The sequence below is a fragment of the Ruegeria sp. BB9 genome (assembly GCF_056539345.1).
In genome coordinates, this window is record NZ_JBQFUU010000003.1 from 47,549 (window position 1) to 70,105 (window position 22,557).

Sequence of the window (22,557 nt, forward strand, 5' to 3'; positions counted from 1 at the left end):
TCTGAAATCCTCCCTGCTTCAGGCACATCCCCACTTGAAAACCGCGCACATCCGGATTCTTGCAACGACCGATCTGCACATGAATCTGACCAGTTTCGACTATTATGCTGACCGGCCGGAACCGAGTGTGGGCTTCACCCGAACCGCCAGTTTGATCCGCTCTGCACGTCGAGAGGCGGAAGAGGCAAATGCAACTGTCCTGCTGTTCGACAACGGCGATTCCCTTCAGGGGACACTTCTGGGTGACTGGGCGGTCGAACAGACCGACGCGACCCACCCTTTGATGTCCGCCTTTGGGCGCTTGGGCTACGACGCAATTGCGCTGGGGAACCACGATTTCGGCTTTGGTCTGCCAGCTCTGGGCCGGATCGTTTCTCGGGCACCTTGCCCGGTTTTGTGCAGCAACATGCAGTGTCTGACCGGGGTAGCGCCCTGGCAGAAACAGGCCATCCTGACCCGTCATGTCCACATCAACGGCCAAAGCACTCCTGTCCGAATTGGCGTGTTCTCGATCCTGCCACCGCAGACGGTGAAGTGGGAAGCACCACAATTGGAAGGCCAGGTTGCAGCCGAGGATGCCGTCGCCACGGCGCGCCGGATGGCCGAGAATTTGCGTCGTCAGGGCTGCGACCTGATTGTGGCTCTTGCACATTCTGGTCTAGGCGAGCCCGACGTCGCGCCGATGTCGGAAAATGTGGTCGCACAGCTTTCTGCTCTGGGCGGTATTGATGCAATCGTGGCCGGACACACGCACCTGACACTGCCCGACCCAAGCGATGGTAACCCGCAGCAGGCCAGACCCGTGGTCATGCCCGGATCAGCGGGGTCGCATTTGGGGGTGATCGACCTCACGCTTGCTATGAACGCCGCGGGAGAAGCGAGAATTGCTGGTCGCAGAGCGCATCTGCGCGCGATCTGCCCGGGCGGGGCTGAAGCCGGAGATTGGGTCGTTCCTGAAGACCCTGAGATGGTCGAACTTTTTGCCGCAGCCCACAAAGTGACCCGCAAAGCCGCTGCCCAGCCGGTGGGCCGGATCAATCGTCCTTTGCATAGCTATTTCACCTTCTGCGGGGTGGATCAGGGGCTGAACTTGGTCGCCGCAGCCCAGGCGGCAGCCCTGCGACCGGTTCTGGCCGGGACGGCCTTTGAGACTCTGCCAGTTCTGTCCGCAGCCGCACCTTCGAAATTCGGAGGCCGGGCCGGCCCAAGACACTACACCGAAGTCCCGGCTGGCGATGTCACCGTACGGCATGTCTCGGACTTGCATGTGTTCCCGAACCAATTGGCCGCCATGCTGCTGGATGGCCGCCAGATCGCCGATTGGCTGGAGATGTCGGCTGCCCAATTCTCGCAACTTGGCGATAGCGACGAGCAGGTTCTGATCAACCCCGAGGGCACCGGGCACAATTTCGACGTGCTGCATGGGGTGACCTACAGGTTCGATCTGACGCAGCCCGCGCGATATGATTTGGGCGGCCAGTCGATCGACACGTCCCATTCCCGCCTGCGCGATCTTGCCTATCAGGGTCGCCCCGTCGATCCGGATGAACAATTCGTCGTTGCATCAAACAGCTACCGAGCCAATGGCGGCGGCAACTTTCCCGTCCCAGACCCGGCCCGGCTGATCCCGGTGCCGCCGCTGAGCCTCCAGGGAATCTTGCGCGACTACCTGGCGGGACGATTGGGTCCGGATCCGGTGGAAAACACCGCCCAAAGCTTTTCCTTTGTTCCGCAGGCGGGCCGGTCCGTGATTCTGAAGACCGGGCCACGCGCTGCAAACTACCTGCGCGAGCTCGACCACTTTGCAGCCACCACCGACGGGCAGGACGCGCGCGGGTTTCTTAGGGTACGCCTGTCTTTGTGACGGGTTGCCAAGCGGGTGCGTGATGCCTATATCGTCGGTCGAGAGGTTGGCGCGGGCAAGCGCCTCGCCAACCTGGTCAGGTCCGGAAGGAAGCAGCCACAACGAGCCCCGCTTGGGTCGATGTCCAACCTCTCACTTGACGCCACGCCACGTATTCGGCCCGGTCAATCCAACCTCTGTATTTCGTCGTTGTTCCTGAAAACCGCGCTTGCGGGCGGGTCAGGCGATCAATCGCGGCCAAACGGCACTGCTGCGCCGGGCGAAGGCGCCGATATGACCGATTTCGGACAGTCCGAAATCCCTCGGCTCCAACAAATGCCGACGGGCGGTCGGACCATAGAGTTCAGCCAGCCGCCAGACGGCGGGCGGTGGCACAGTCTGGTCATCCTCGAACGCAATGATATCCGCCGTGGCGTTCGCCCGACTCCAATCCGCTTGGGGAAGCGTGTCTCCCAATTCGGGCAGATAGCTGGTGGGCGATGTACACCACTTGCGCCATTGCCAATAGACGCCCGCCGGCAAATCGGCTCCGAATCCCAGAAGTTTCCCCGGCAGGTACCCCAGAAGACGCACCAGAGGTGGCACGTGGCCATACCAGAACAAAGTCGCCAAGCCCTTGTAGGGCCACGGGTGATCGGCCACCGTCACCAAACCTGCGCACACACAGATCATCCGGTCGATCTGTTCGATTTCCGGTTGCAGCGGACCCAGCATTCCACCGACCGAATGCCCGATCACCCACAGTTTTGCCTGCGGGTATCGACGGCGCATCTCGGCACGCGCTGCGGGCATGTCGATCAGCGCCCAGTCCGCCATCGTGGCCTTCGAGTCTTTCAGCCGCCCGGTCAGCGAATGCTCGAAATCCCGGTAATCATATGTCAGGCAAGCCATACCGCGCTCGGCGGCCAGCCAGCGAGCAAAGTGCTGATAGTAGTCACGTGGCACTCCTGTTGCGCCGTTCAGCACAACAACGGTTTGCGGCTCGACCGCCGGAGTGTAAAGCCGCGCCGCCAGCTGGGTCTGGCCCGACGGAAACTTAAAGTCTTCCACGTCAACCGCGTGCTGCGAATCCAACATCTTTGCCTCCAAACACTCTGGACCGATCGGTCTAATACTTTGTGTCTGGACCAATTGGTCTAGGCCTGTCAATATTTGGCCTGCATGACCCAACGTCCACCAAACACCAAAGATCGCCTGATCGTGACTGCCGCCCGACTGTTCCAGCGCTCGGGCTATAACGGTATCGGTCTGGCGGAATTGCTGGCCGAAGCGCAAGCCCCCAAGGGTTCGCTTTATCACCATTTTCCAAAGGGCAAGCCGGATCTGGCCCTGGCGGCGGCCAGTTGGGCCTCGGACGGGATGTTGAGCATGATTGCTGCGGCATTCGACGACGCCGCGGATTTTCGCGACGGGGTCACCACCCTGTGCCACAAGATCGCGAAGCTGTTCGACACCTCGGCCCAATGGGAGACCTGCCCGATCGCCGCCACCCTGTTCGAAAGCCCCGACAACCGCGCGTTTCGGGAACATGCCGACCGTCTGTATGAAAGCTGGATCATCGAAGTTCGAAACCACGCCGCGCGGTTCGGAGTTTCCGACCCTGAAAATGCTGCGGACACCCTGTTCATCGTGATGCAAGGCGGCTGGCAATTGGCCCGTGCCCGCAGGGATTCGAATGTGCTGCGCAGACTGCCTGATCTGTTCCCTTGGGACTCACTCCGGCAACCGGGCTGAAACCGTCTTGACTCGATCCCGGATACACCGCTAGCGATGAGGGGATGGTTCCCGTGCCGTTTCGGTCCGGGATGAAAAGGGAACACGGTGCGGTCCAACCCGGAACTCCGGAGCGGACCAAGGCCGCGACTGCCCCCGCAACTGTAGGCGGAGAGCGATGCCTAAATACCACTGACCGCAAGGTTGGGAAGGTCGGCAAAGCAAAGACCCGCAAGTCAGGAGACCTGCCATCAAACGTGAAACCGAAACTCGGACGGGGTGTCCGGGCAGGGTCTGGCCTTGAAACCGGCGTCTGTCCAAATCCACCTCGCCCAGCGCGCGGAGGGCGCAACATGATTTGGAAGACCGATACCCATGAATTCGCGGCAACCATCTGCCAGCGCACCGGAAAGACCTGCCCGGCATTGGCGCGCATGGCACGGGCCATCGCGCAGGCAATGGCGACGGCGCAGGCCGCTACATCCCCCGACTTCCAAGTGGAAGGCAGTAGCGAACTGGCCCATTGCGAACATGGCTGCACGGCGCGGTTCGATGCACGTCCCGAACGGATCCGCGTGTATTGCGGAGCGGCCGCCGACACACCGTCCGACTGCCTTGATACCTACGCCGACATGCTGTTTGACGACCAGAGCGACGCCCTGCCTGCGCAGGTCATCAGTGATCGACCCTGTGCGATGCTGCAGGCCACGGCGATCATGCCCGTGGTCAGGGCCGAGCGCGAGTTCCGCGCAACCGCCTGAAGGTCAGGTCGCCAGTGCCTCGCGCGCCGGGGCGACGGCCCAGTCCATCTGAGCATCAGTCTCGACCGCGCAGGGGCGTACGGCCCGCAGGCGTTTCAGGGCCTGTTCCGGCTGCTCGCCGCTCTCGATCATCAAGCGCAGAACAACCATGCCAGACCGCCCACAACCGCCCCGGCAGTGGACCAGTACCCGCCCGCCGCCCGACAGCGCATGGCGGGCGGCGGCGCTGACTTCGGGCCAGCGGCCGGATATCTCGGTCGACGGCGCCGAGAAGTCGGCGACCGGCAGATGCGCCCACCGACAGGCGCGCCGATGAATGTCACAGCCCAATTCGCCTGCACCCACAGAAACCAGTTCGGCAAGGGTTGTCATCGAAATCACCAGCCCCGGCGCCCAGGCTGAAATCAGGTCCAGGTCTCCTTCATAGTCGCCGCCACCGCCGGGAACCGAGGTCAGGGCCAGCGTGCCGCCACCCACCTGCAATGCATGAACCACAAGATTTGTCATCAGACGTTCCCCCCGAAACTGGCTGATTGAACTTGATCCGCGCAGTATGCCTCACACCGCGCGCTCGCCAAAGCGAAAAACCTGCACCGGTGCTGTGGACGCGGGGCACCTGGAACTCTACCCTGCATCGTCAGTACGAATCCGTCAGAGCAGACATGACCACACAGTCCAGCCCCGCCTATCAGGTTCTCGCCCGAAAATACCGCCCGGAAACCTTTGCCGACCTGGTCGGTCAGGATGCCATGGTGCGCACGCTGAAAAACGCGTTCGAGGCGGACCGGATCGCGCAGGCCTTCATCATGACCGGCATCCGCGGCACCGGCAAGACGACCACGGCCCGGATCATCGCCAAGGGCATGAACTGCATCGGCCCCGACGGCAATGGCGGCCCAACGACCGAACCCTGCGGCCAGTGCGAGCATTGCGTGGCCATCATGGAAGGTCGCCACGTGGACGTGCTGGAAATGGACGCCGCCAGCCGCACCGGCGTGAACGACATCCGCGAGATCATCGACAGCGTGCGCTATCGCGCGGCCAGCGCGCGCTACAAGATCTACATCATCGACGAAGTCCACATGCTGTCGACCAGCGCCTTCAACGCGCTGTTGAAAACGCTGGAGGAACCGCCCGAGCATGTGAAATTCATCTTCGCCACGACCGAAATCCGCAAGGTTCCGGTCACCGTGCTGTCGCGCTGCCAACGGTTCGACCTGCGCCGGATCGAGCCCGAGGTGATGATCGGCCTGCTGCGCAAGATCGCCACCGCCGAGGGCGCGGAAATCTCGGATGACGCGCTGGCCCTGATCACCCGCGCCGCCGAAGGCTCGGCCCGGGATGCGACCTCGCTGCTGGATCAGGCGATCAGCCATGGTGCCGGAGAAACCACTGCCGATCAGGTGCGCGCAATGCTAGGACTGGCCGACCGGGGCCGCGTGCTGGACCTGATGGACATGATCCTGCGCGGCGATGCGGCCGGGGCCCTGACCGAACTGGGCGCGCAATATGCCGAGGGCGCCGACCCGCTGGCGGTGCTGCGCGATCTGGCCGAAATCACGCATTGGGTCTCGGTGGTGAAGATCACCGCCGACGCGGCCGAAGACCCCACCGTCTCGCCCGATGAGCGCACCCGCGGCCAGCAGATGGCCGAGGCGTTGCCGATGCGGGTGCTGACCCGGATGTGGCAGATGCTGCTGAAGGCGCTCGAGGAAGTCTCGGCCGCCCCCAACGCGATGATGGCCGCGGAAATGGCGGTGATCCGCCTGACCCATGTGGCCGACCTGCCTAGCCCGGAAGAGTTGATCAAGCGCCTTCAGGACAGCCCTCCGCCGCCCGCCGGCGGGCCGGGGGGCGGCGTTCCGGTCGCCGGAAACAGCGCCCCGCCCGTGACTGCGACGGCCTCGGCCCATGCGCCGGCCCCGCGCGGTGCGGGCGGCGCGCCCACGGCGGCGTTGGCCCAAGACGTGCAGACCGCGCTGGCGCGTTATCCAACGTTTGAGCATGTGGTCGAGCTGATCCGCTCCAACCGTGACGTGAAGCTGCTGGTCGAGGTCGAGAACGGCGTCCGCCTCGTCTCGTACCAGCCGGGCCGGATCGAGTTCACGCCCACCGAAAAGGCGCCCACCGACCTGGCCGCGCGGCTCGGGTCCGCGCTGCAGCGCTGGACCGGCAATCGCTGGGCGGTCTCGATCGTCTCGGACGGGGACGCGCCCACCATCGCCGAACTGCGCGACGCGGCCGAGCTGGCGCTGAAGGCCAAGGCCGAAGAACACCCTTTGGTTCAGGCGGTTCTGACACAGTTCCCCATGGCCCGCATCACCCGGATTGAAACACCCGAGGACCGTGCGGCCAAGGTCGAAACCGAAGCCCTGCCCGAGGTCGAAGACGAATGGGACCCGTTCGAGGAAGACTGATCATCCGCGCAGAAGGCGCGCTGCCCTTGTGAAGGACGCAGACGGCCCGTATTTAGGCCGCAAATCGAATGACAGGAGACATACAGATGCTCAAAGGACTCGGCGGTCTGGGCGACATGGCCAAGATGATGAAATCCGCGCAGGAACTGCAGACTAAGATGGCGCAGATGCAGGAAGAGCTGAACACCATCATGGTCGTCGGCGAATCCGGCGCGGGCCTGGTCAAGGCCGCGGCCTCGGCCAAGGGCGAACTGAAAGGTCTGGACATCGACCCCTCGATTTTCAACAGCGACGACAAGGAAGTGGTCGAGGACCTGATCCTGGCCGCAATCAAGGACGCGCAGACCAAAGCCGCCGAGCGGTCGCAGGAAGAAATGGCCAAGCTGACCGAAAGCATGGGCCTGCCGGCGGACATCAAGCTGCCGTTCTGATCTTCGCCCCTCAAACCCCCGCCGCCAAAGCCACGCAGGACAGGCCATGAGTTCGAACAGTGACATCGACGCCCTGATCGATCTGATGGCCAAGCTGCCGGGGCTGGGACCGCGCTCGGCCCGGCGGGCGGTGCTGCACCTGATCCGCAAACGCGCCCTGCTGCTGACGCCGTTGTCGGACGCCATGCAGCAGGTCGCCGCCACCGCACGCGAATGCCTGAACTGCGGCAACGTGGGCACCACCGACATCTGCGACATCTGCAATTCCGAAGACCGCGCCACCGGAGAGCTGTGCGTGGTCGAAGACGTGGCCGACCTGTGGGCGATGGAACGCGCGGGCGTGTTCAAAGGCCGCTACCATGTGCTGGGCGGAACGCTCTCGGCGCTGGACGGCGTCGGCCCGGAAGACCTGCGCATCCCCCGCCTACGCGACCGCGTCACCGCCGAAAACATCACGGAAGTAATCCTGGCCCTGAACGCGACCGTCGACGGGCAGACCACGGCCCATTACATCGCAGATCAGTTGGAAGGACAGGTCCGCCTGACCTCGCTGGCGCAGGGCGTGCCGATCGGGGGCGAGTTGGACTATCTGGATGACGGGACCATCACCGCAGCGCTGCGGGCGCGGAAAGAACTGTAGCCGCCGCGTGCTGCCTGCAAGCAGCACGCTCTCGCCCCTCCTCGATTGCAAGGTACCACTTTACCCATCGGTCAGGTGTAGGCACCCGACGAGTAGGTCAATTCATAGGAATGGCTGTAGATCTCGAAGACTATCCCAAACGGATCCTCGACATAGACCATGCGGTAGGGTTTCTCGCCGGGGTAGTAGTATCGGATAGGCATGCGTTGTTTCCCGCCGGCCGCCACGATTTTTTCCACCAAGCCTTCGACATCAGGATCCTGGACGCAGAAATGGAACGTCCCGTTCCTGCGAAAGTCGATGTTGTTTTCCGGCGCGTAGTTTCCATCAAACTCAAAAAGCTCGATCCCGATACGATCGGCGGTCGCCAGATGCGCGATACGCAGTTTTTTCCAATTCGGGCCAAACACGTCCGTGCACATCACGCCGATGTCCGTGTCATCCTCGACCACGTCGGTTGGCGGCATGATCACGTAAAATCCCAAAACCTCGGAATAGAATTTCACGGCTTCGTCCACGTTCGGGACGGACAACCCGATGTGAGAGAATGTTCTTGGATGTTGAGGCATGGCTTGCTCCTTGGTCTATTGGGCAAGACGTATTTTGCAACGTCCTTGTTTCAAGCGCCCGCCCCACAAGGCAAAGCCGTGTTGTTCCATGCACATAGATCATCATGCACTGCTGCCGAGGCCTAGAATGATCTTTCCGTCGACCCCCCACCGTGTACTATGCCCTAGCCTGACCCATTTGATATCGGAACCCGCCATGAAACGCCTTCTCGCCCTGACCTTCGCCGCCTTCACCGCCACTTCCGCGTGGTCACAGCAACTGGTCGACAAGGGGTTCGTCGAAGGCTGGAACATCATGATGGACCCCAATCTGGGCAACGGCTGTCTGATCCAGACGGTGTATCAGGACCTGTCCGTGGTGCGCCTGGGCTATGATGCTCTGGACAATCGGGGCTATTTCACCGTTTTCCACAAGGGGTGGGGCAACATCGAGCCCGGCAAATCCTATCCGATCCGGTTCGAGCTGGACGGCAAGAGCTTTGACGCCACAGCCATCGGGTTCAAGCAGGATCGGGTGCCCGGTGCGACCGTTTTCTTCACCGACCGGAACTTTGTTGCGGCCATCGCCCAGAACAAGACGATGACGATCTACAACCCCGCAGGCGAGCGGGTTTTGGCGATCGATCTGAAGGGCACCGCCAAGGCATTGGACTATGCGCGGGACTGCCAGAACAAGAAGCTCTAGCGAATCGGATCGAACAACGCATCCGAAGCGGTGCAGTCCCGGATCACGTCCCGCCCACAGGGCACCGGGTCCAGATCACGTGACAGACAGACGCGCACTTCTTCGATGTAACCCTGCTTGCAAGTGACGGTGATCATGTCTGGCTCGAGCCCCGGATTGGCGTCGAGGAAGGCATCCTCGACCACGCGCGCCGGCAGTTTCACGGCTTTGTCCAACTTGCGAAACACCGGCGGTCGGGTGATGCGGTCATAGGCTTGCCGGGACAACGCGTAGTAGTCCGCTGCGGACAGGCCCGAACAGGTGCCGTGTTTCTTCCACTGGTGCCAGGCCAGACCCGAACTGCCTTGAATATCTTCCATCTGTCGGGTCATCGCACGGGACGGCGGCGCCTTGGCTGTCGGGCAATAGGAGGGCCAGCCTTGGTGATATTGCGGCCACAACCCGTGCAGGATCCAGCCGTGATCGTGGCGCGCATCGCATTGGTCGGATCCGCGCGCGTCGCCTTCGCGGGCGCACCAGTTGGGCGACCAGCTCAGCGACAGGACGTAATAGTCGAACACGCCCGACTTCTCGCCATCGGCCAGCGCGGCCGTCGCGCCCAAAGTCCACACCAGCAGCCCCAATAACGCCCAGCGCATTCGCCTCTTCCCTTCTTGCATCTGCACGACTATATACGGGCCAAGTTCCCCGACAACGGAAACCTGCCCCAAGACCACGGGGCCGCCGAATTCCGGCGACGGGACAGATGTATTCAAAGGAGACGGGCTGATGGCAAAACCCCTGATGGCCAAGGCAACCGCCGTTTGGCTGGTGGACAATACCACGATCAGCTTCAAGCAGATCGCGGATTTCGTGGGCATGCACGAGTTGGAAGTGCAAGGCATCGCTGATGGCGATGTGGCGGCAGGCGTCAAGGGGTTCGACCCGATCGCCAACAACCAACTGACTCAGGAAGAGATCGACAAGGCCGAGAACGATCCGCTGCACAAGCTGAAGCTCAAGTTCAACCCGGCCGCCGCCGGCGAGGAAAAGCGCCGCGGTCCGCGCTACACGCCGCTGTCCAAGCGTCAGGACCGACCGAACTCGATCCTGTGGCTGGTCAAGTTCCACCCGGAGCTGACCGATGGCCAGATCGCCAAACTGGTTGGAACCACCAAGCCCACGATCCAGTCGATCCGCGAGCGCACCCACTGGAACATCGCCAATATGCAGCCGATCGACCCGGTCGCGCTGGGCCTGTGCAAACAATCCGAACTAGATGCCGCCGTCCAGAAAGCCGCCGCCAAGAAGGCCGCCGAAGGTGGCGTCATGAGCGATGACGAGCGCCGCAAGTTGGTCTCTACCGAACAGTCGCTGGAAATGGATGCCGCTCCCAAGATCCCCACGGCGATCGAGGGGCTGGAAACCTTCTCGCTGTCCGATGACGGCGACGAGGAAAAAGAAGACGAAGCAGTGGTGGATGCCGACAGCTTCTTCAACCTGCCCAAGGGCGGCGCCGAAGAAGACGACGAGGACGATCTGCGCAACTGACACTGTGCTGGCCCCGGTCCGATGGACCGGGGCCTTTTTGGAACTGGACCATGCTGAACATTCTATCGTCTATCTTCGGGCCGCACCGGGCGGTTTCGATTTACGCTTTCGCAAAAACCAAGGGACTGGCCATTCTGGGCGGCGTGGCCGTTATCGCCGTAGCTGCCGGTCTGCTGCTGTTCAGCGGCGATGGGAAACACGAACACGAAGCGTATATGACCGTTCCTGTACTGTCGGCTACGCCAATCAATGGTGATCTCAAGAACGGGGTCATCGCGTCGGTTCGATTGCCGGACGGATCGGCAACTTCAATCACCGCGACCGAGGCGCCGATCGCGCGCAGTGTCGGAACCACGGCCTGTGTGGAAAAACGGGTTTTCGTGGACAGCGGCGAACCGCGCTATCGGTTCAAATTGCCAAGCAACTGCGGCGCAAGCTGATTTGCAAAACCGCCCGGAGAATACTCCGGGCGGTTTTCTTCTTACAAAAGCTGGAACAGGATCCCGGCTGCAATAGCTCCGCTGATCCCAAGCCCGATATAGGCTGCGAACACACGGGGTTTGACCAGAGACCAGACAGCCGCCATGGCCGGAATGGAACTGACGGCCCCGGCGATCATGAAGGACATCGCCGCGCCCGCGCTCATCCCCTGCTCCATCAGGCCGGCCAGAAGCGGCGGCGCGACATACGAGTTCAGGTAGGCCGGCATCCCGACAAAGGCGGCGATCACGATCGGCAAGGCACCGTCGCCACCAACCAGCCGCGCGATCAGATCAGCCGGAACATAGCTGACCAGCAGCGCCTCGAGCACATAGGCCAGGGCGAGCCACTTCAGCAGGAACAGGCCGTTCTGCACGAATTCCCGACGGAACCGGACGCGGCGTTCGGGCTCTTGCCAAAAGCGCCAAAGCAGCGTGTCTTTCTTCGGGCCGCAGCCACAGCATCCGGCCGGTTCATAGTGGCGCAGAGGTTGGGCAAAGGCACCCTGACGCATAAGAAAACGCACCGCGAACCCGCCGAACAATCCCAGTGCCACGGCGGCAACCGCTTTGCCGATCGCAAACGGCCAGCCCAAAGCGCCCGCCGTGATCAACAGCGTGGGCGGGTCAATCAACGGCGAGCTCAGCCAGAAGGCCATGACCGCCGACAAGGGCGCACCCAATGCAAGCAGGCCTGCGATGAACGGGATCACCTCGCAAGAGCAGAACGGAGCCAACCCGCCAAACAATGCGGCCAGCAGGATCATCCGGGTTTCACGGCCCTCGAAGGCTCGGGCAACCATAGTCTCGGCCCCGCTGGCCTTGAGGTAGGACAGCAACAGCACTGCAAACAGTATGTACTGACCGGTGTGCACCAGAGCCTTGGCTGCAAAAGTCGTGACGTTCACCCAATTGCCCGGGTCCAGAATGGCCACAAGCACAAGGATCGCCGCGATCAGGGCCCAGGGTGTCTTCAGCAGACCGGACAGGGTTTGACCAACGGCCTTCGGGGATTGGGTCAATTCAGCCATCGTTGGCAACCTTTCTGGATTCATCCGCGCAGCATTCGCTGAGTATGAACTGCGCCAGTGATCTCAATTCATCGAAACATGCTCGGTTGATTGTGGTCCGCCCGGATTTCTCCTGCTCGACCACGCCGCCTGCCGCCAGGAATCGCAGGTGATGAGCCAGGGTGGACGGTGCCATCCCAGTCCGACTTTGGATCTCTCCGACCGTCAGACCAGCCTGTCCGGCCCGCACAAGGGTCTTGAGCACCTGCAATCGCGCCTCGGACCCCATCGCCGAAAACCCTGCAGCAGCTTTTTCCCACATTTGGTTATCTCCATTAAACTAGATTTATAGTTTTTTAGTGATGAGCAAAGCCCGAGTCAACCGTATGGATAAATTTCCGTTGATCCCGAATAAGTCCAGATTGCCCTGTATTTAAGTCCAACATATAACGAGGCATGGGAATTTCGGTCGATACCTTCTTTCTGAAACCGGGCGGTCAGGGCACTCTGCAGGCGCAGATCCAGCAGATGATTGCCGAGGGCATCCTGTCAGGCCGCTTTCATGTCGGTGAGAAACTGCCGTCGTCGCGCAAACTGGCCGGGCATCTGGGTGTCAGCCGCATCACGGTGACGCTGGCCTATACCGAGTTGCTGGCAAATGACTATCTGACGGCCAAAGGCCGGTCCGGGTACTACGTGTCACAGAACGCGCCGGTGCCACCGAAATACACACCGGTTCAGCGCAGCGAAGAAACCGTCAACTGGGACGCCGCACTGGCCCGCCGCTTTTCCGAGGGTGATTTTCTGGCCAAGCCACCGGATTGGCGGGAATACAGCTATCCGTTCATCTACGGCCAGGCCGACCGCACCCTGTTTGATCATGCGAACTGGCGCCTCTGCGCCGTTCGAGCCCTTGGCCACAAGGATTTCGACTCGCTGACCGGCGACTACGTGGATCAGGACGATCCGTTGCTGATCGAGTTCATTGCCCGCCACACCTTGCCCCGCCGCGGTATCGCCGCTCGGCCCGAGGAAATCCTGATCACGTTGGGCGCTCAGAACGCCCTTTGGCTGACCTCGCGCATTCTTCTGGGCCATGGGCGCAAGGCTGCGATCGAGGATCCCAGCTACTACGCTCTGCACGAGCTTATGCGCTGCTCGGATGCCTCGATGACACCATTGCGGGTGGACAAGGATGGGTTACCGCCCGAGTCCATCCCGGACGGCACCGACGTGATCTACACCACGCCCAGCCACCAATGCCCGACAACCGCGACAATGCCCGTCGCCCGGCGTCACGACCTGTTGAAACGTGCCCGCGAACTGGACGCGATGATCGTCGAAGATGACTATGAGTTCGAGATGGCCTTCCTGGGTGCCCCGTCCCCGGCGCTCAAGTCGTTGGACAAGGATGGGCGTGTGGTCTACGTGGGCAGCTTTTCCAAGTCTTTGTTCCCGGGACTGCGGCTGGGGTACATGGTCGGATCCGAACCGTTCATACGCGAGGCCCGCGCGCTGCGGTCGCTCGTTTTCCGACACCCACCCGGCCATATCCAGCGAACGGCGGCCTATTTCCTGTCGCTCGGGCACTATGACGCCCAGATACGGCGTATGTCCAAGGCTCTGATGCAGCGGCGCAAGACGATCGAGGACGCGATCGAGGCGAACGGGTTGACCGTGGCAGGGCGCGGGGTCTTCGGTGGATCGTCGATGTGGATGAAGGCACCGGACCACGTCGACACCGCGGAATTGGCGAAAACGCTTCAAAATCAGAGTGTTCATATCGAGCCCGGCTCTGCGTTCTTCTCGGGGCCGGATCGGCCCAGGAACTATTACCGCCTCGGGTATTCCTCGATTTCGGCTGACCGGATACCCGCGGGAATCGAACGGGTTGCGGCCGTGATCCGGGCCTGCTGAGGCCACACTGGACCTACTCCGGCGCCGTGTCTGGCCCTAACCCAGATGCCCCCGTTGCGCCAAAACCAATGGCAAGCCAAGGCGTATCGCCTGACCGTTTCCACCATTGCTTGGAGAGCGTCCAAATGAAAATGACGACAGAAGAGGCCTTTGTTAAGGTTCTGCAGATGCACGGCATCGAACACGCGTTCGGGATCATCGGCTCGGCCATGATGCCGATCTCGGACCTGTTCCCCAAGGCCGGAATCATGTTCTGGGACTGCGCTCATGAAGGCAGCGCCGGCATGATGGCCGACGGCTACACCCGCGCCACCGGCAAGATGTCGATGATGATCGCGCAGAACGGCCCCGGCATCACCAACTTCGTCACTGCCGTCAAAACCGCCTATTGGAACCATACGCCGCTGCTGCTGGTCACCCCGCAGGCCGCGAACAAGACCATCGGACAGGGTGGGTTCCAGGAAGTCGAGCAGATGAAACTGTTCGAGGACATGGTCGCGTATCAGGAAGAGGTCCGCGATCCATCCCGCGTCACCGAGGTTCTGAACCGCGTGATCATGAAGGCCAAGCGCGCCAGCGCCCCGGCCCAGATCAACATCCCGCGTGACATGTGGACTCAGGTCATTGACGTCGAACTGCCCGCGGTTGTCGATTTCGAGCGTCCCGCAGGCGGTGAAACCGCTGTCGCAAAGGCCGCCGAACTGCTGTCGAATGCCAAAAACCCCGTGATCCTGAACGGAGCGGGCGTGGTGCTGGCCAAAGGCGGCATCGAGGCCTCCAAGGCTCTGGCCGAGCGTCTGGATGCGCCGGTTTGCGTCGGCTACCAGCACAACGACGCCTTCCCCGGCAGCCATCCGCTGTTTGCCGGCCCGCTGGGCTACAACGGGTCCAAGGCAGCGATGGAGCTGATCAAGGAAGCCGACGTGGTCCTGTGCCTCGGCACGCGCCTGAACCCGTTCTCGACCCTGCCGGGCTATGGCATGGAATACTGGCCGGCTGACGCCAAGATCATCCAGGTCGACATCAACCCCGACCGGATCGGCCTGACCAAGAAGGTCTCGGTCGGTATCGTCGGCGACGCGGCCAAGGTGGCGAATGGCATCCTGGCGCAGCTGAGCGACACGGCCGGAGACGAGGGCCGCGCCGAACGCAAGGCCAAGATTGCCGAAAAGAAATCGCGTTGGGCCCAGCAGCTCAGCAGCATGGACCACGAGGACGACGATCCGGGCACCAGCTGGAACGAGCGCGCACGCGCGGCCAAGCCCGATTGGATGAGCCCTCGCATGGCCTGGCGCGCCATTCAGGCCGCACTGCCGAAAGAAGCCATCATCAGCTCGGACATCGGCAACAACTGCGCCATCGGCAACGCCTACCCGTCCTTTGAGGAAGGTCGCAAGTATCTGGCCCCCGGCCTGTTCGGACCATGCGGATATGGACTGCCCGCCATCGTCGGCGCCAAGATCGGCTGCCCGGACGTGCCCGTAGTGGGTTTTGCCGGTGACGGCGCCTTCGGCATCGCGGTGAACGAACTGACCGCCATCGGCCGCGAGGAATGGCCTGCCGTGACGCAGATCGTGTTCCGCAACTACCAGTGGGGCGCGGAAAAACGCAACTCGACCCTGTGGTTCGACGACAACTTCGTGGGCACCGAACTGGACACCAAAGTGTCCTATGCCGGCATAGCCCAAGCCTGCGGCCTTAAGGGTGTCGTCGCCCGCACAATGGACGAGCTGACCGCCGCCCTGAACCAGGCCATCGAAGACCAGAAAAACGGCATCACCACCCTGATCGAAGCCCTGATCAACCAGGAACTGGGTGAGCCGTTCCGCCGCGACGCTATGAAAAAGCCTGTGGCGGTGGCCGGTATTTCGGCCGACGACATGTTGCCGCAGCAGGTCTGAGCGGGAACGGAGCTGGAGCGGATGACCCTGACACCCATTGAGTTGTTGCGTCAGCAAGCTCCGGCAATCCGGCCAGTCGTTGCACTGAGCGAAGGCAGTGATCCCCGCATCGTTGCGGGGGCGCTTGCCGCCCGGTCCGCAGGGCTGTCCGACATCATCCTTGTCGGTCCGCGGGCAGAGATCGAAACCGAGTTGCTGGCGCAGGGCGCCGCATCGGGCGATGACCTTTCCATCCATGACCCGACCGAGTCGCCGCTGACCGAGGAGTTCGCGGCCATCTACCACGATCTGCGCCGGCACAAGGGCGTGGATGCGGTGTCGGCCCGGTCCGCCGCCGAAACGCCCTTGGTCTACGCGGCCATGCTGGTCCGGACGGGCCGTGCCACGGGAACGGTCGGTGGCGCTGTCCACACGACCGGTGAGGTGGTTCGCACGGCGATTCAGGTGATCGGCCTGGCCCCGGATGCCGGATTGGTGTCCTCGTTTTTCCTGATGTACCCGCCGGATCCGGGCGGACCTGATGCGCGCGCGATGCTGTTTTCCGATTGCGGGCTCGTGATTGATCCGACCGCATCGGAACTGGCCCATATCGCGGCGGCCTCGGCCCAGTCGGCCCGGGCCATCCTGCGGGAACAGCCGTCGCTGGCGATGCTGAGCTTTTCAACCAAAGGCAGCGCAAGACATCCCGGTGTCGACAAGGTTACCGAGGCAACGCGCCTTTTGCGCGAACAGCATCCCGAGCTGCATGTCGACGGCGAGCTGCAATTCGACGCGGCTTTCCACCCCCCCGTCGGCCAGAAAAAGGCTCCGGGATCGACTGTGGCCGGCAAGGCCAACGTCATGATCTTTCCCAATCTGGACGCGGGAAACATCAGCTACAAAATCACCCAGAGGATCGGTGGATACATGGCGATCGGTCCGGTGCTGCAGGGTCTGGCCCGACCGGCGAATGATCTGTCCCGGGGCTGCAGCGCAGAGGATGTCGACCAGATGATCGCCGTGACCGTGCTGCAGGCATTGGGAACATGACCATCAAATCTGACGCCATCGTCAGAACAGTATTCTAAATCCGAGCTGAAAGTGACAAGTTCGTCCCGACGCAAACGACTGGATCCGCAAATGACCCATCAGCAGCCAATCCTCGACACGTCCCCCAAGGTCTCGGACGAGGTTCGCAAGACAACCTGCTACATGTGTGCCTGCCGGTGCGGGATCAACGTCCACATGAAAGATGGCAAGGTCGCATATATCGAGGGCAACCGTGACCACCCGGTGAACAAGGGGGTTCTGTGCGCCAAAGGCAGCGCGGGCATCATGCAGGTCAACGCCCCGTCACGCCTGCGCGCTCCGCTCAAGCGGGTGGGTCCGCGCGGGTCGGGTGAGTTCGAGGAAATCAGCTGGGACGAAGCGTTGGACATCGCGGTCGGCTGGCTCAAGCCGCTGCGCGAGGACAACCCCGAGAAACTGGCCTTTTTCACCGGCCGCGACCAGTCGCAGTCCTTCACCAGCTTCTGGGCCCAGAATTTCGGCACCTGCAACTATGCGGCCCATGGCGGTTTCTGCTCGGTCAACATGGCGGCCGGCGGCATCTACACGATGGGCGGCGCGTTCTGGGAATTCGGCCAGCCCGATTGGGACCGCACCAAGCTGTTCATGCTGTTCGGCGTGGCCGAGGACCATGACAGCAACCCGATCAAGATGGGCATTGGTAAGATCAAGGCGCGCGGTGCCCGCGTGATCGGGGTGAACCCGATCCGCACCGGCTACAACGCAGTGGCCGATGACTGGGTCGGCATCACGCCCGGCACCGACGGTCTGTTCATCCTGTCGCTGATCCATGTGTTGATGAAGGCCGGCAAGATCGACCTGGATTACCTGAGCCGCTACACGAATGCGCCGGTGCTCATCAACGCCGCCGAAGGCCCCGAGAACGGCCTGTTTCTGCGGGACGCGGATGGCAAGCCGCTGGTGATTGACCGGGTCACCGGGCAACCGACGGCCTTTGACAAACCGGGCGTCCGGCCCGACCTGACCGCCACCTATGAAATGGACGGCATCACCCACAGGCCGGTCTTCCACCTGATGGCGGAAAAATACCTCAGCGACGAATACGCCCCCGAAGCGGTGGCCGAGGAATGCGGCGTACCCGCCAGCCGGATCCGCGCCATCGCCGGTGAGCTGGCGCGCGTCGCTTTTGACGAGGCCTTCGAGCTGGACCAGGAATGGACTGACTTCCGGGGCGAAAAGCATAGCAAGATGATCGGCCGGCCGGTGGCCATGCATGCCATGCGCGGCGTTTCGGCCCATGCCAACGGGTTTCAGACCTGCCGTGCGCTGCACGTGCTGCAGATCCTGCTTGGCACGGTCGAAGTCCCGGGTGGGTTCCGCTTCAAGCCGCCCTATCCGAAGCCGGTCGAAGCACACCCGACCCCCCATTGCAAGGTCACGCCAAACTCTCCCCTGGACGGCCCGCATCTGGGTTTCGTGCGCGGCCCCGAAGATCTGGCCCTGAAGGCCGATGGCAGCCCGGCGCGCATCGACAAGGCCTTTACCTGGGAAAACCCGATGTCCAGCCACGGGCTGATGCACATGGTGATCTCGAACGCTCACGCGGGCGATCCCTACAAGATCGACACGCTGTTCATGTACATGGCCAACATGTCCTGGAACTCGACCATGAACACCAAGGGCGTGATCGAGATGCTGACGGATAAGGATGACAACGGCGACTACGTGATCCCGCGGATCATCTATTCCGACGCCTATTCCTCGGAAATGGTGGCCTATGCCGACCTGATCCTGCCCGACACGACCTATCTGGAGCGCCATGACTGCATCTCGCTCCTCGACCGCCCGATCTGCGAGGCCGACGGAGCCGCAGATGCGATCCGCTGGCCGGTGATCGAACCCGATCGCGACGTGCGCGGATTTCAGACGGTGCTGATCCAACTGGCCAACAAGCTGGGTCTGCCGGGTTTCACGGATGAGGACGGCTCGGCCAAGTATACGGACTACGCCGACTACATGGTCAACCACCAGCGTAAGCCCGGGATCGGCCCGCTGGCTGGGTTCCGCGGCGCAGATGGCTCGCAGGTGGGTCGGGGCGACGTGAACCCGAACCAACTGGAGCGCTACATCGAGAATGGCGGCTTCTACCTGGAACACATCCCGGACGAGGCCCTGTTCTACAAACCCTGGAACGCCGCCTATCAGGACTGGGCAGTGGGAATGGGCCTGTATGACAGCCCGCAACCCTACCTGTTCCAGCTCTATTCCGAGCCGATGCGCAAGTTCCAGCTGGCCGCCGAAGGCTATGGTGACCGCCAGCCACCCGAACACCTGCGCGGCCGTATCAGGGAAACCATGGACCCGCTTCCGATCTGGTACGAAACCGACCAGACCGGAAACGAGGGCTTTACCGTCAACGCCCTGACCCAGCGCCCCATGGCGATGTATCACAGCTGGGGCACCCAGAATGCCTGGTTGCGGCAACTGCACGGGCGCAACCCGCTTTATGTTCCCACCAAGCTGATGCGCGAACACGGACTGAAGGACGGGGATTGGGCCAAAGTCAGTTCTCCGCACGGAGAAATCACTGTGCCGGTGATGGAAATGGCGGCGTTGAACGACAACACCGTCTGGACATGGAACGCCATCGGCAAACGCAAAGGGGCATGGGCGTTGCAGCCCGACGCGCCCGAGGCAACTAAAGGATTCCTGCTCAACCACCTGATCCACGAATTGCTGCCGCCCAAGGGCGACGGTCTGCGCTGGGCCAATTCCGACCCGATCACGGGACAGGCCGCGTGGTTTGACCTCAAGGTCAAGATCGAAAAAGCCGAAGCACCGGCAGACGCCCAAAGCCAACCGGAATTCCCGCCAATCAAGTCTCCGGTCGGCACCGGCCCCAAGGATCTTGCATGGAAGATCGGCAAATGACCCAGCGCCACACTCCATTTGGCCCGCAATACTCCGGGGATGAATTGAGCCGAGCGGCTCAGGAGGGGGCTGGCCCCCTGTCGGCCCCGGCCCTCGACAAAGAGCAGACGCCATGACCCAACTTCCCCAATCCACCGAGCGAAAAATGGGCCTGGTCATTGACCTGGATACCTGCGTCGGCTGCCACGCCTGCGTGATCTCCTGCAAGGGCTGGAACACCGAGAACTACGGCGCGCCCCTGTCCGATCAGGACGCCTATGGCGCCGACCCCTCGGGCACATTCCTGAACCGGGTGCACTCCTACGAGGTGCAGCCGGCCGAAGGTGCCGCCCAGCTGATCCATTTCCCCAAATCCTGCCTGCATTGCGAGGATGCCCCCTGCGTCACCGTCTGCCCCACCGGCGCCAGTTACAAGCGGGTCGAGGACGGGATCGTGCTGGTCAACGAAAGCGACTGCATCGGCTGCGGCCTGTGCGCCTGGGCCTGCCCCTATGGCGCGCGCGAACTGGACGCCGCAGAGGGCGTCATGAAGAAATGCACCCTGTGCGTCGATCGCATCTACAACGACAACCTGCCCGAGGAAGATCGCGTTCCCACTTGCGTGCGGACCTGCCCCGCGGGTGCCCGCCATTTCGGTGACCTGGGCGACCCCGACAGCGAGGTCAGCCAACTGGTGGCCGAGCGCGGCGGAATGGATCTGATGCCCGAAATGGGCACCAAACCGGTCAACAAATACCTGCCACCCCGCCCCAAGGATACGGTCGAAGAGCAGATCGACATCCTGGCGCCCCTGCTGGCGCCGGTCGCCGACGAGCCGAAGGGCTTCCTTGGCTGGCTGGACAAGGCATTGGAGAAGCTCTGACATGCATCCCGCACCTTCCGTCATCCTGTTCACCACCCTGTCGGGGCTGGGCTTCGGCCTGCTGTTTTTCCTGGGCCTCGGCTTTCCGAATGTCTCGGGCTGGGTGGCCTTCGTGTTCTTCGCCATCGCCTATGCGCTGTCCGTGGGTGGGCTCATGGCCTCGACCTTTCACCTCGGCCACCCCGAGCGCGCCCTCAAGGCGTTCACCCAATGGAAGACAAGCTGGCTCAGCCGCGAGGGCTGGTGCGCAGTTCTGGCCCTGTTGGTCATGGGGCTCTACGCGATCGGTGTGATCTTTCTGAACCAACGCTGGTCCGGTCTGGGTCTGATCGGTTCGCTGCTCTCATTGGCGACCGTTTTCACCACCTCGATGATCTACACGCAACTCAAGACGATCCCGCGGTGGAATCTGACACTGACGCCCGTGATGTTTCTGAGCTTCAGCGTGGCTGGCGGCGCGCTTTTGGCGGGGCAGACCGCGTTTGCGATCCCGCTGCTGTTGATCGCCGCGCTGGTTCAGATCCTGTACTGGCGTTCGGGCGATCAGGCCTTGGCCAACTCGGGAACCAACCTTGGTACGGCAACTGGCCTTGGCGACCGGGGTTCTGTCCGCGCGTTTGAACCGCCGCATACAGGAACCAACTATCTGCTGCGCGAATTTGTTCACCTTGTCGGACGCAAACACGCAGACAAGCTGCGGGCCATTTCCTTTGCCTTGGCCTTCGTGGTTCCCGTCGGTCTGTTGATCCTACCGTTCAACCACCTGGTCGGAGCGCTGGCGGTGCTGTCTCATATGGCGGGTATCGCAACTTCGCGCTGGCTGTTCTTTGCCCAGGCTGAACATGTGGTCGGGCTGTACTACGGCAAGCGCTAAGTCACCCTGCAAACAAGAAAAGGGCGGTGCCGGTTCTCCCGGACACCGCCCTTTTTCTTTCGGAACGCGCCTGATCAGATCAGGCCTGCATGCTCCATCGCGGCATCAATCGCGGCCTTTGTGCTGTTTTCCAGCGTCGTCAGCGGCGACCGCACTTCTTCGGTGCAGCGTCCCAGTTTGCTGAGCGCGTATTTCGCACCCACCAGGCCCGGTTCGATGAATATGGCTTCGTGCAGCGGCATCAACCGATCCTGATACTCCAGCGCCGTCGCATAGTCGCCGGACAGGGTCGCCTGCTGGAACTCGGCACACAGCTTCGGGGCCACGTTTGCGGTGACCGAGATACAGCCGACGCCACCATGGGCGTTGAAACCCAGGGCTGTCGCGTCCTCACCCGAAAGCTGGCAGAAGTCTTTGCCGCAGGAAGCGCGCTGCTGGCTGACGCGGGCAAGATCGCCCGTGGCGTCCTTGACACCGATGATTCGAGGCAGTTGCGCCAGCGCACCCATGGTGTCCGGGTTCATGTCGATGACCGAGCGGCCCGGGATGTTGTAGATGATGATCGGAATATCCGCACAGTCATGCAGCGCCCGAAAATGCGACAACAGACCTTTCTGAGTCGGCTTGTTGTAGTAGGGCGTGACGACCAGGGCCGCATCCGCACCCACTTTCTGTGCGAATCGCACGAACCGGATGGCTTCGACCGTGTTGTTTGACCCGGCCCCGGCGATGACCGGCACGCGCCCCGCGGCGGCCTTGACCACCTCGGCCACTACGGTTTCGTGTTCCTCGTGGCTCAGCGTCGGGCTCTCGCCGGTCGTGCCGACGGGCACCAGACCGGTCGACCCTTCGGCAATTTGCCATTCCACCAATTGTTTGAGCGTATCCAAGTCCAACTCGCCGTTGCGGAACGGGGTGACGAGAGCTGGCATCGAGCCTTTGAACATGGAACGCTCCTTGAGGTT

At 62.3% G+C, this 22,557-nt stretch carries 22 protein-coding genes, 1 other RNA gene and 1 riboswitch; of the genes, 16 read left to right on the forward strand and 7 right to left on the reverse strand.

Annotation, left to right across the window (positions count from 1 at the left end):
* Positions 1-34 precede the first annotated feature (34 nt).
* Both ACR0FC_RS11060 and ffs read left to right on the forward strand, forming a co-directional pair.
* The gene (locus ACR0FC_RS11060) at positions 35-1,864 is read left to right on the forward strand and encodes a 5'-nucleotidase C-terminal domain-containing protein (protein ID WP_302476854.1); all 1,830 of its coding nucleotides are present in this window, start codon (positions 35-37) and stop codon (positions 1,862-1,864) included.
* Between the two features lie 39 nt (positions 1,865-1,903).
* Positions 1,904-2,002: signal recognition particle sRNA small type (ffs, locus tag ACR0FC_RS11065), an RNA gene on the forward strand.
* An 81-nt stretch (positions 2,003-2,083) separates the two neighbouring features.
* On the opposite strand, the gene ACR0FC_RS11070 is transcribed toward ffs, so the two are convergent.
* The gene (locus ACR0FC_RS11070) at positions 2,084-2,941 is read right to left on the reverse strand and encodes an alpha/beta hydrolase family protein (protein ID WP_170341395.1); all 858 of its coding nucleotides are present in this window, start codon (positions 2,939-2,941) and stop codon (positions 2,084-2,086) included.
* Between the two features lie 123 nt (positions 2,942-3,064).
* Between ACR0FC_RS11070 and ACR0FC_RS11075 the strand changes: the two genes are divergently transcribed.
* Both ACR0FC_RS11075 and ACR0FC_RS11080 read left to right on the forward strand, forming a co-directional pair.
* Positions 3,065-3,598 carry a TetR/AcrR family transcriptional regulator gene (locus tag ACR0FC_RS11075; RefSeq protein ID WP_480656806.1) on the forward strand — a complete coding sequence of 178 codons (534 nt, stop codon included), beginning with the start codon at positions 3,065-3,067 and terminating at the stop codon, positions 3,596-3,598.
* Between the two features lie 28 nt (positions 3,599-3,626).
* Positions 3,627-3,844: riboswitch (cobalamin riboswitch) on the forward strand.
* Positions 3,845-3,930: 86 nt separating this feature from the next.
* The gene (locus tag ACR0FC_RS11080) at positions 3,931-4,338 is read left to right on the forward strand and encodes a hypothetical protein (protein WP_170341391.1); all 408 of its coding nucleotides are present in this window, start codon (positions 3,931-3,933) and stop codon (positions 4,336-4,338) included.
* 3 nt (positions 4,339-4,341) lie between these two features.
* Here ACR0FC_RS11080 and ACR0FC_RS11085 read toward each other — a convergent pair whose 3' ends face one another.
* Complete coding sequence (locus tag ACR0FC_RS11085) at positions 4,342-4,845, reverse strand: protein-tyrosine phosphatase family protein (protein WP_093964312.1); 504 nt, start codon at positions 4,843-4,845, stop codon at positions 4,342-4,344.
* Between the two features lie 155 nt (positions 4,846-5,000).
* Here ACR0FC_RS11085 and ACR0FC_RS11090 point away from each other — a divergent pair, with 155 nt between their 5' ends.
* From ACR0FC_RS11090 to recR, 3 genes are all read left to right on the forward strand, one after another.
* Complete coding sequence (locus ACR0FC_RS11090; protein ID WP_170341389.1) at positions 5,001-6,755, forward strand: DNA polymerase III subunit gamma/tau; 1,755 nt, start codon at positions 5,001-5,003, stop codon at positions 6,753-6,755.
* Between the two features lie 86 nt (positions 6,756-6,841).
* Positions 6,842-7,186, forward strand: a complete 345-nt coding sequence (locus tag ACR0FC_RS11095; RefSeq protein ID WP_170341387.1) for a YbaB/EbfC family nucleoid-associated protein — start codon at positions 6,842-6,844, stop codon at positions 7,184-7,186.
* Between the two features lie 46 nt (positions 7,187-7,232).
* Positions 7,233-7,826 (forward strand): recombination mediator RecR, encoded by a 594-nt coding sequence (gene recR / locus ACR0FC_RS11100; protein WP_170341385.1) that lies wholly within the window; start codon positions 7,233-7,235, stop codon positions 7,824-7,826.
* A 71-nt stretch (positions 7,827-7,897) separates the two neighbouring features.
* Here the strand turns inward: recR and ACR0FC_RS11105 are convergent, their stop codons facing one another.
* Complete coding sequence (locus ACR0FC_RS11105) at positions 7,898-8,395, reverse strand: lactoylglutathione lyase family protein (protein ID WP_093964418.1); 498 nt, start codon at positions 8,393-8,395, stop codon at positions 7,898-7,900.
* A 196-nt stretch (positions 8,396-8,591) separates the two neighbouring features.
* Between ACR0FC_RS11105 and ACR0FC_RS11110 the strand changes: the two genes are divergently transcribed.
* Positions 8,592-9,080 carry a hypothetical protein gene (locus ACR0FC_RS11110; RefSeq protein ID WP_170341383.1) on the forward strand — a complete coding sequence of 163 codons (489 nt, stop codon included), beginning with the start codon at positions 8,592-8,594 and terminating at the stop codon, positions 9,078-9,080.
* Here ACR0FC_RS11110 and ACR0FC_RS11115 read toward each other — a convergent pair.
* A complete protein-coding gene (locus ACR0FC_RS11115; RefSeq protein ID WP_170341381.1) occupies positions 9,077-9,718 on the reverse strand; it encodes a ribonuclease T2 family protein in 642 nt (213 codons plus the stop codon). The genes ACR0FC_RS11110 and ACR0FC_RS11115 overlap by 4 nt on opposite strands.
* 130 nt (positions 9,719-9,848) lie before the next feature.
* On the opposite strand from ACR0FC_RS11115, the gene ACR0FC_RS11120 reads away from it, so the two are divergent.
* A complete protein-coding gene (locus ACR0FC_RS11120; RefSeq protein ID WP_170341379.1) occupies positions 9,849-10,610 on the forward strand; it encodes a DUF1013 domain-containing protein in 762 nt (253 codons plus the stop codon).
* Between the two features lie 50 nt (positions 10,611-10,660).
* Entirely contained in the window at positions 10,661-11,050 is a 390-nt protein-coding gene (locus tag ACR0FC_RS11125; RefSeq protein WP_170341377.1) for a hypothetical protein, read from the forward strand.
* A gap of 41 nt (positions 11,051-11,091) precedes the next feature.
* Here ACR0FC_RS11125 and ACR0FC_RS11130 read toward each other — a convergent pair whose 3' ends face one another.
* Positions 11,092-12,120, reverse strand: coding sequence for a permease (locus ACR0FC_RS11130; protein WP_170341375.1), 1,029 nt, complete (start codon positions 12,118-12,120; stop codon positions 11,092-11,094).
* On the reverse strand, positions 12,113-12,421 hold the full coding sequence (locus tag ACR0FC_RS11135) for an ArsR/SmtB family transcription factor (protein ID WP_093964304.1): 309 nt from the start codon (positions 12,419-12,421) through the stop codon (positions 12,113-12,115). Before ACR0FC_RS11135 ends, ACR0FC_RS11130 begins: the two co-directional genes overlap by 8 nt.
* Positions 12,422-12,555: 134 nt before the next feature.
* On the opposite strand from ACR0FC_RS11135, the gene pdxR reads away from it, so the two are divergent.
* The 6 genes from pdxR to ACR0FC_RS11165 all read left to right on the forward strand — a co-directional run bounded on the left by pdxR (position 12,556) and on the right by ACR0FC_RS11165 (position 21,592).
* Positions 12,556-14,016 carry a MocR-like pyridoxine biosynthesis transcription factor PdxR gene (gene pdxR, locus ACR0FC_RS11140; RefSeq protein ID WP_170341373.1) on the forward strand — a complete coding sequence of 487 codons (1,461 nt, stop codon included), beginning with the start codon at positions 12,556-12,558 and terminating at the stop codon, positions 14,014-14,016.
* 125 nt (positions 14,017-14,141) lie between these two features.
* A complete protein-coding gene (xsc, locus tag ACR0FC_RS11145; RefSeq protein WP_170341371.1) occupies positions 14,142-15,917 on the forward strand; it encodes a sulfoacetaldehyde acetyltransferase in 1,776 nt (591 codons plus the stop codon).
* A 21-nt stretch (positions 15,918-15,938) separates the two neighbouring features.
* Positions 15,939-16,946, forward strand: coding sequence for a phosphate acetyltransferase (gene pta, locus ACR0FC_RS11150; RefSeq protein ID WP_170341369.1), 1,008 nt, complete (start codon positions 15,939-15,941; stop codon positions 16,944-16,946).
* Between the two features lie 90 nt (positions 16,947-17,036).
* Entirely contained in the window at positions 17,037-19,856 is a 2,820-nt protein-coding gene (locus ACR0FC_RS11155) for a molybdopterin oxidoreductase family protein (RefSeq protein ID WP_170341367.1), read from the forward strand.
* A gap of 112 nt (positions 19,857-19,968) precedes the next feature.
* Complete coding sequence (locus ACR0FC_RS11160) at positions 19,969-20,718, forward strand: 4Fe-4S dicluster domain-containing protein (RefSeq protein ID WP_170341366.1); 750 nt, start codon at positions 19,969-19,971, stop codon at positions 20,716-20,718.
* A gap of 1 nt (position 20,719) precedes the next feature.
* The gene (locus ACR0FC_RS11165; RefSeq protein WP_170341364.1) at positions 20,720-21,592 is read left to right on the forward strand and encodes a dimethyl sulfoxide reductase anchor subunit family protein; all 873 of its coding nucleotides are present in this window, start codon (positions 20,720-20,722) and stop codon (positions 21,590-21,592) included.
* A gap of 74 nt (positions 21,593-21,666) precedes the next feature.
* Here the strand turns inward: ACR0FC_RS11165 and dapA are convergent, their stop codons facing one another.
* Positions 21,667-22,539 carry a 4-hydroxy-tetrahydrodipicolinate synthase gene (gene dapA / locus ACR0FC_RS11170; RefSeq protein WP_093964297.1) on the reverse strand — a complete coding sequence of 291 codons (873 nt, stop codon included), beginning with the start codon at positions 22,537-22,539 and terminating at the stop codon, positions 21,667-21,669.
* Positions 22,540-22,557 lie beyond the last annotated feature (18 nt).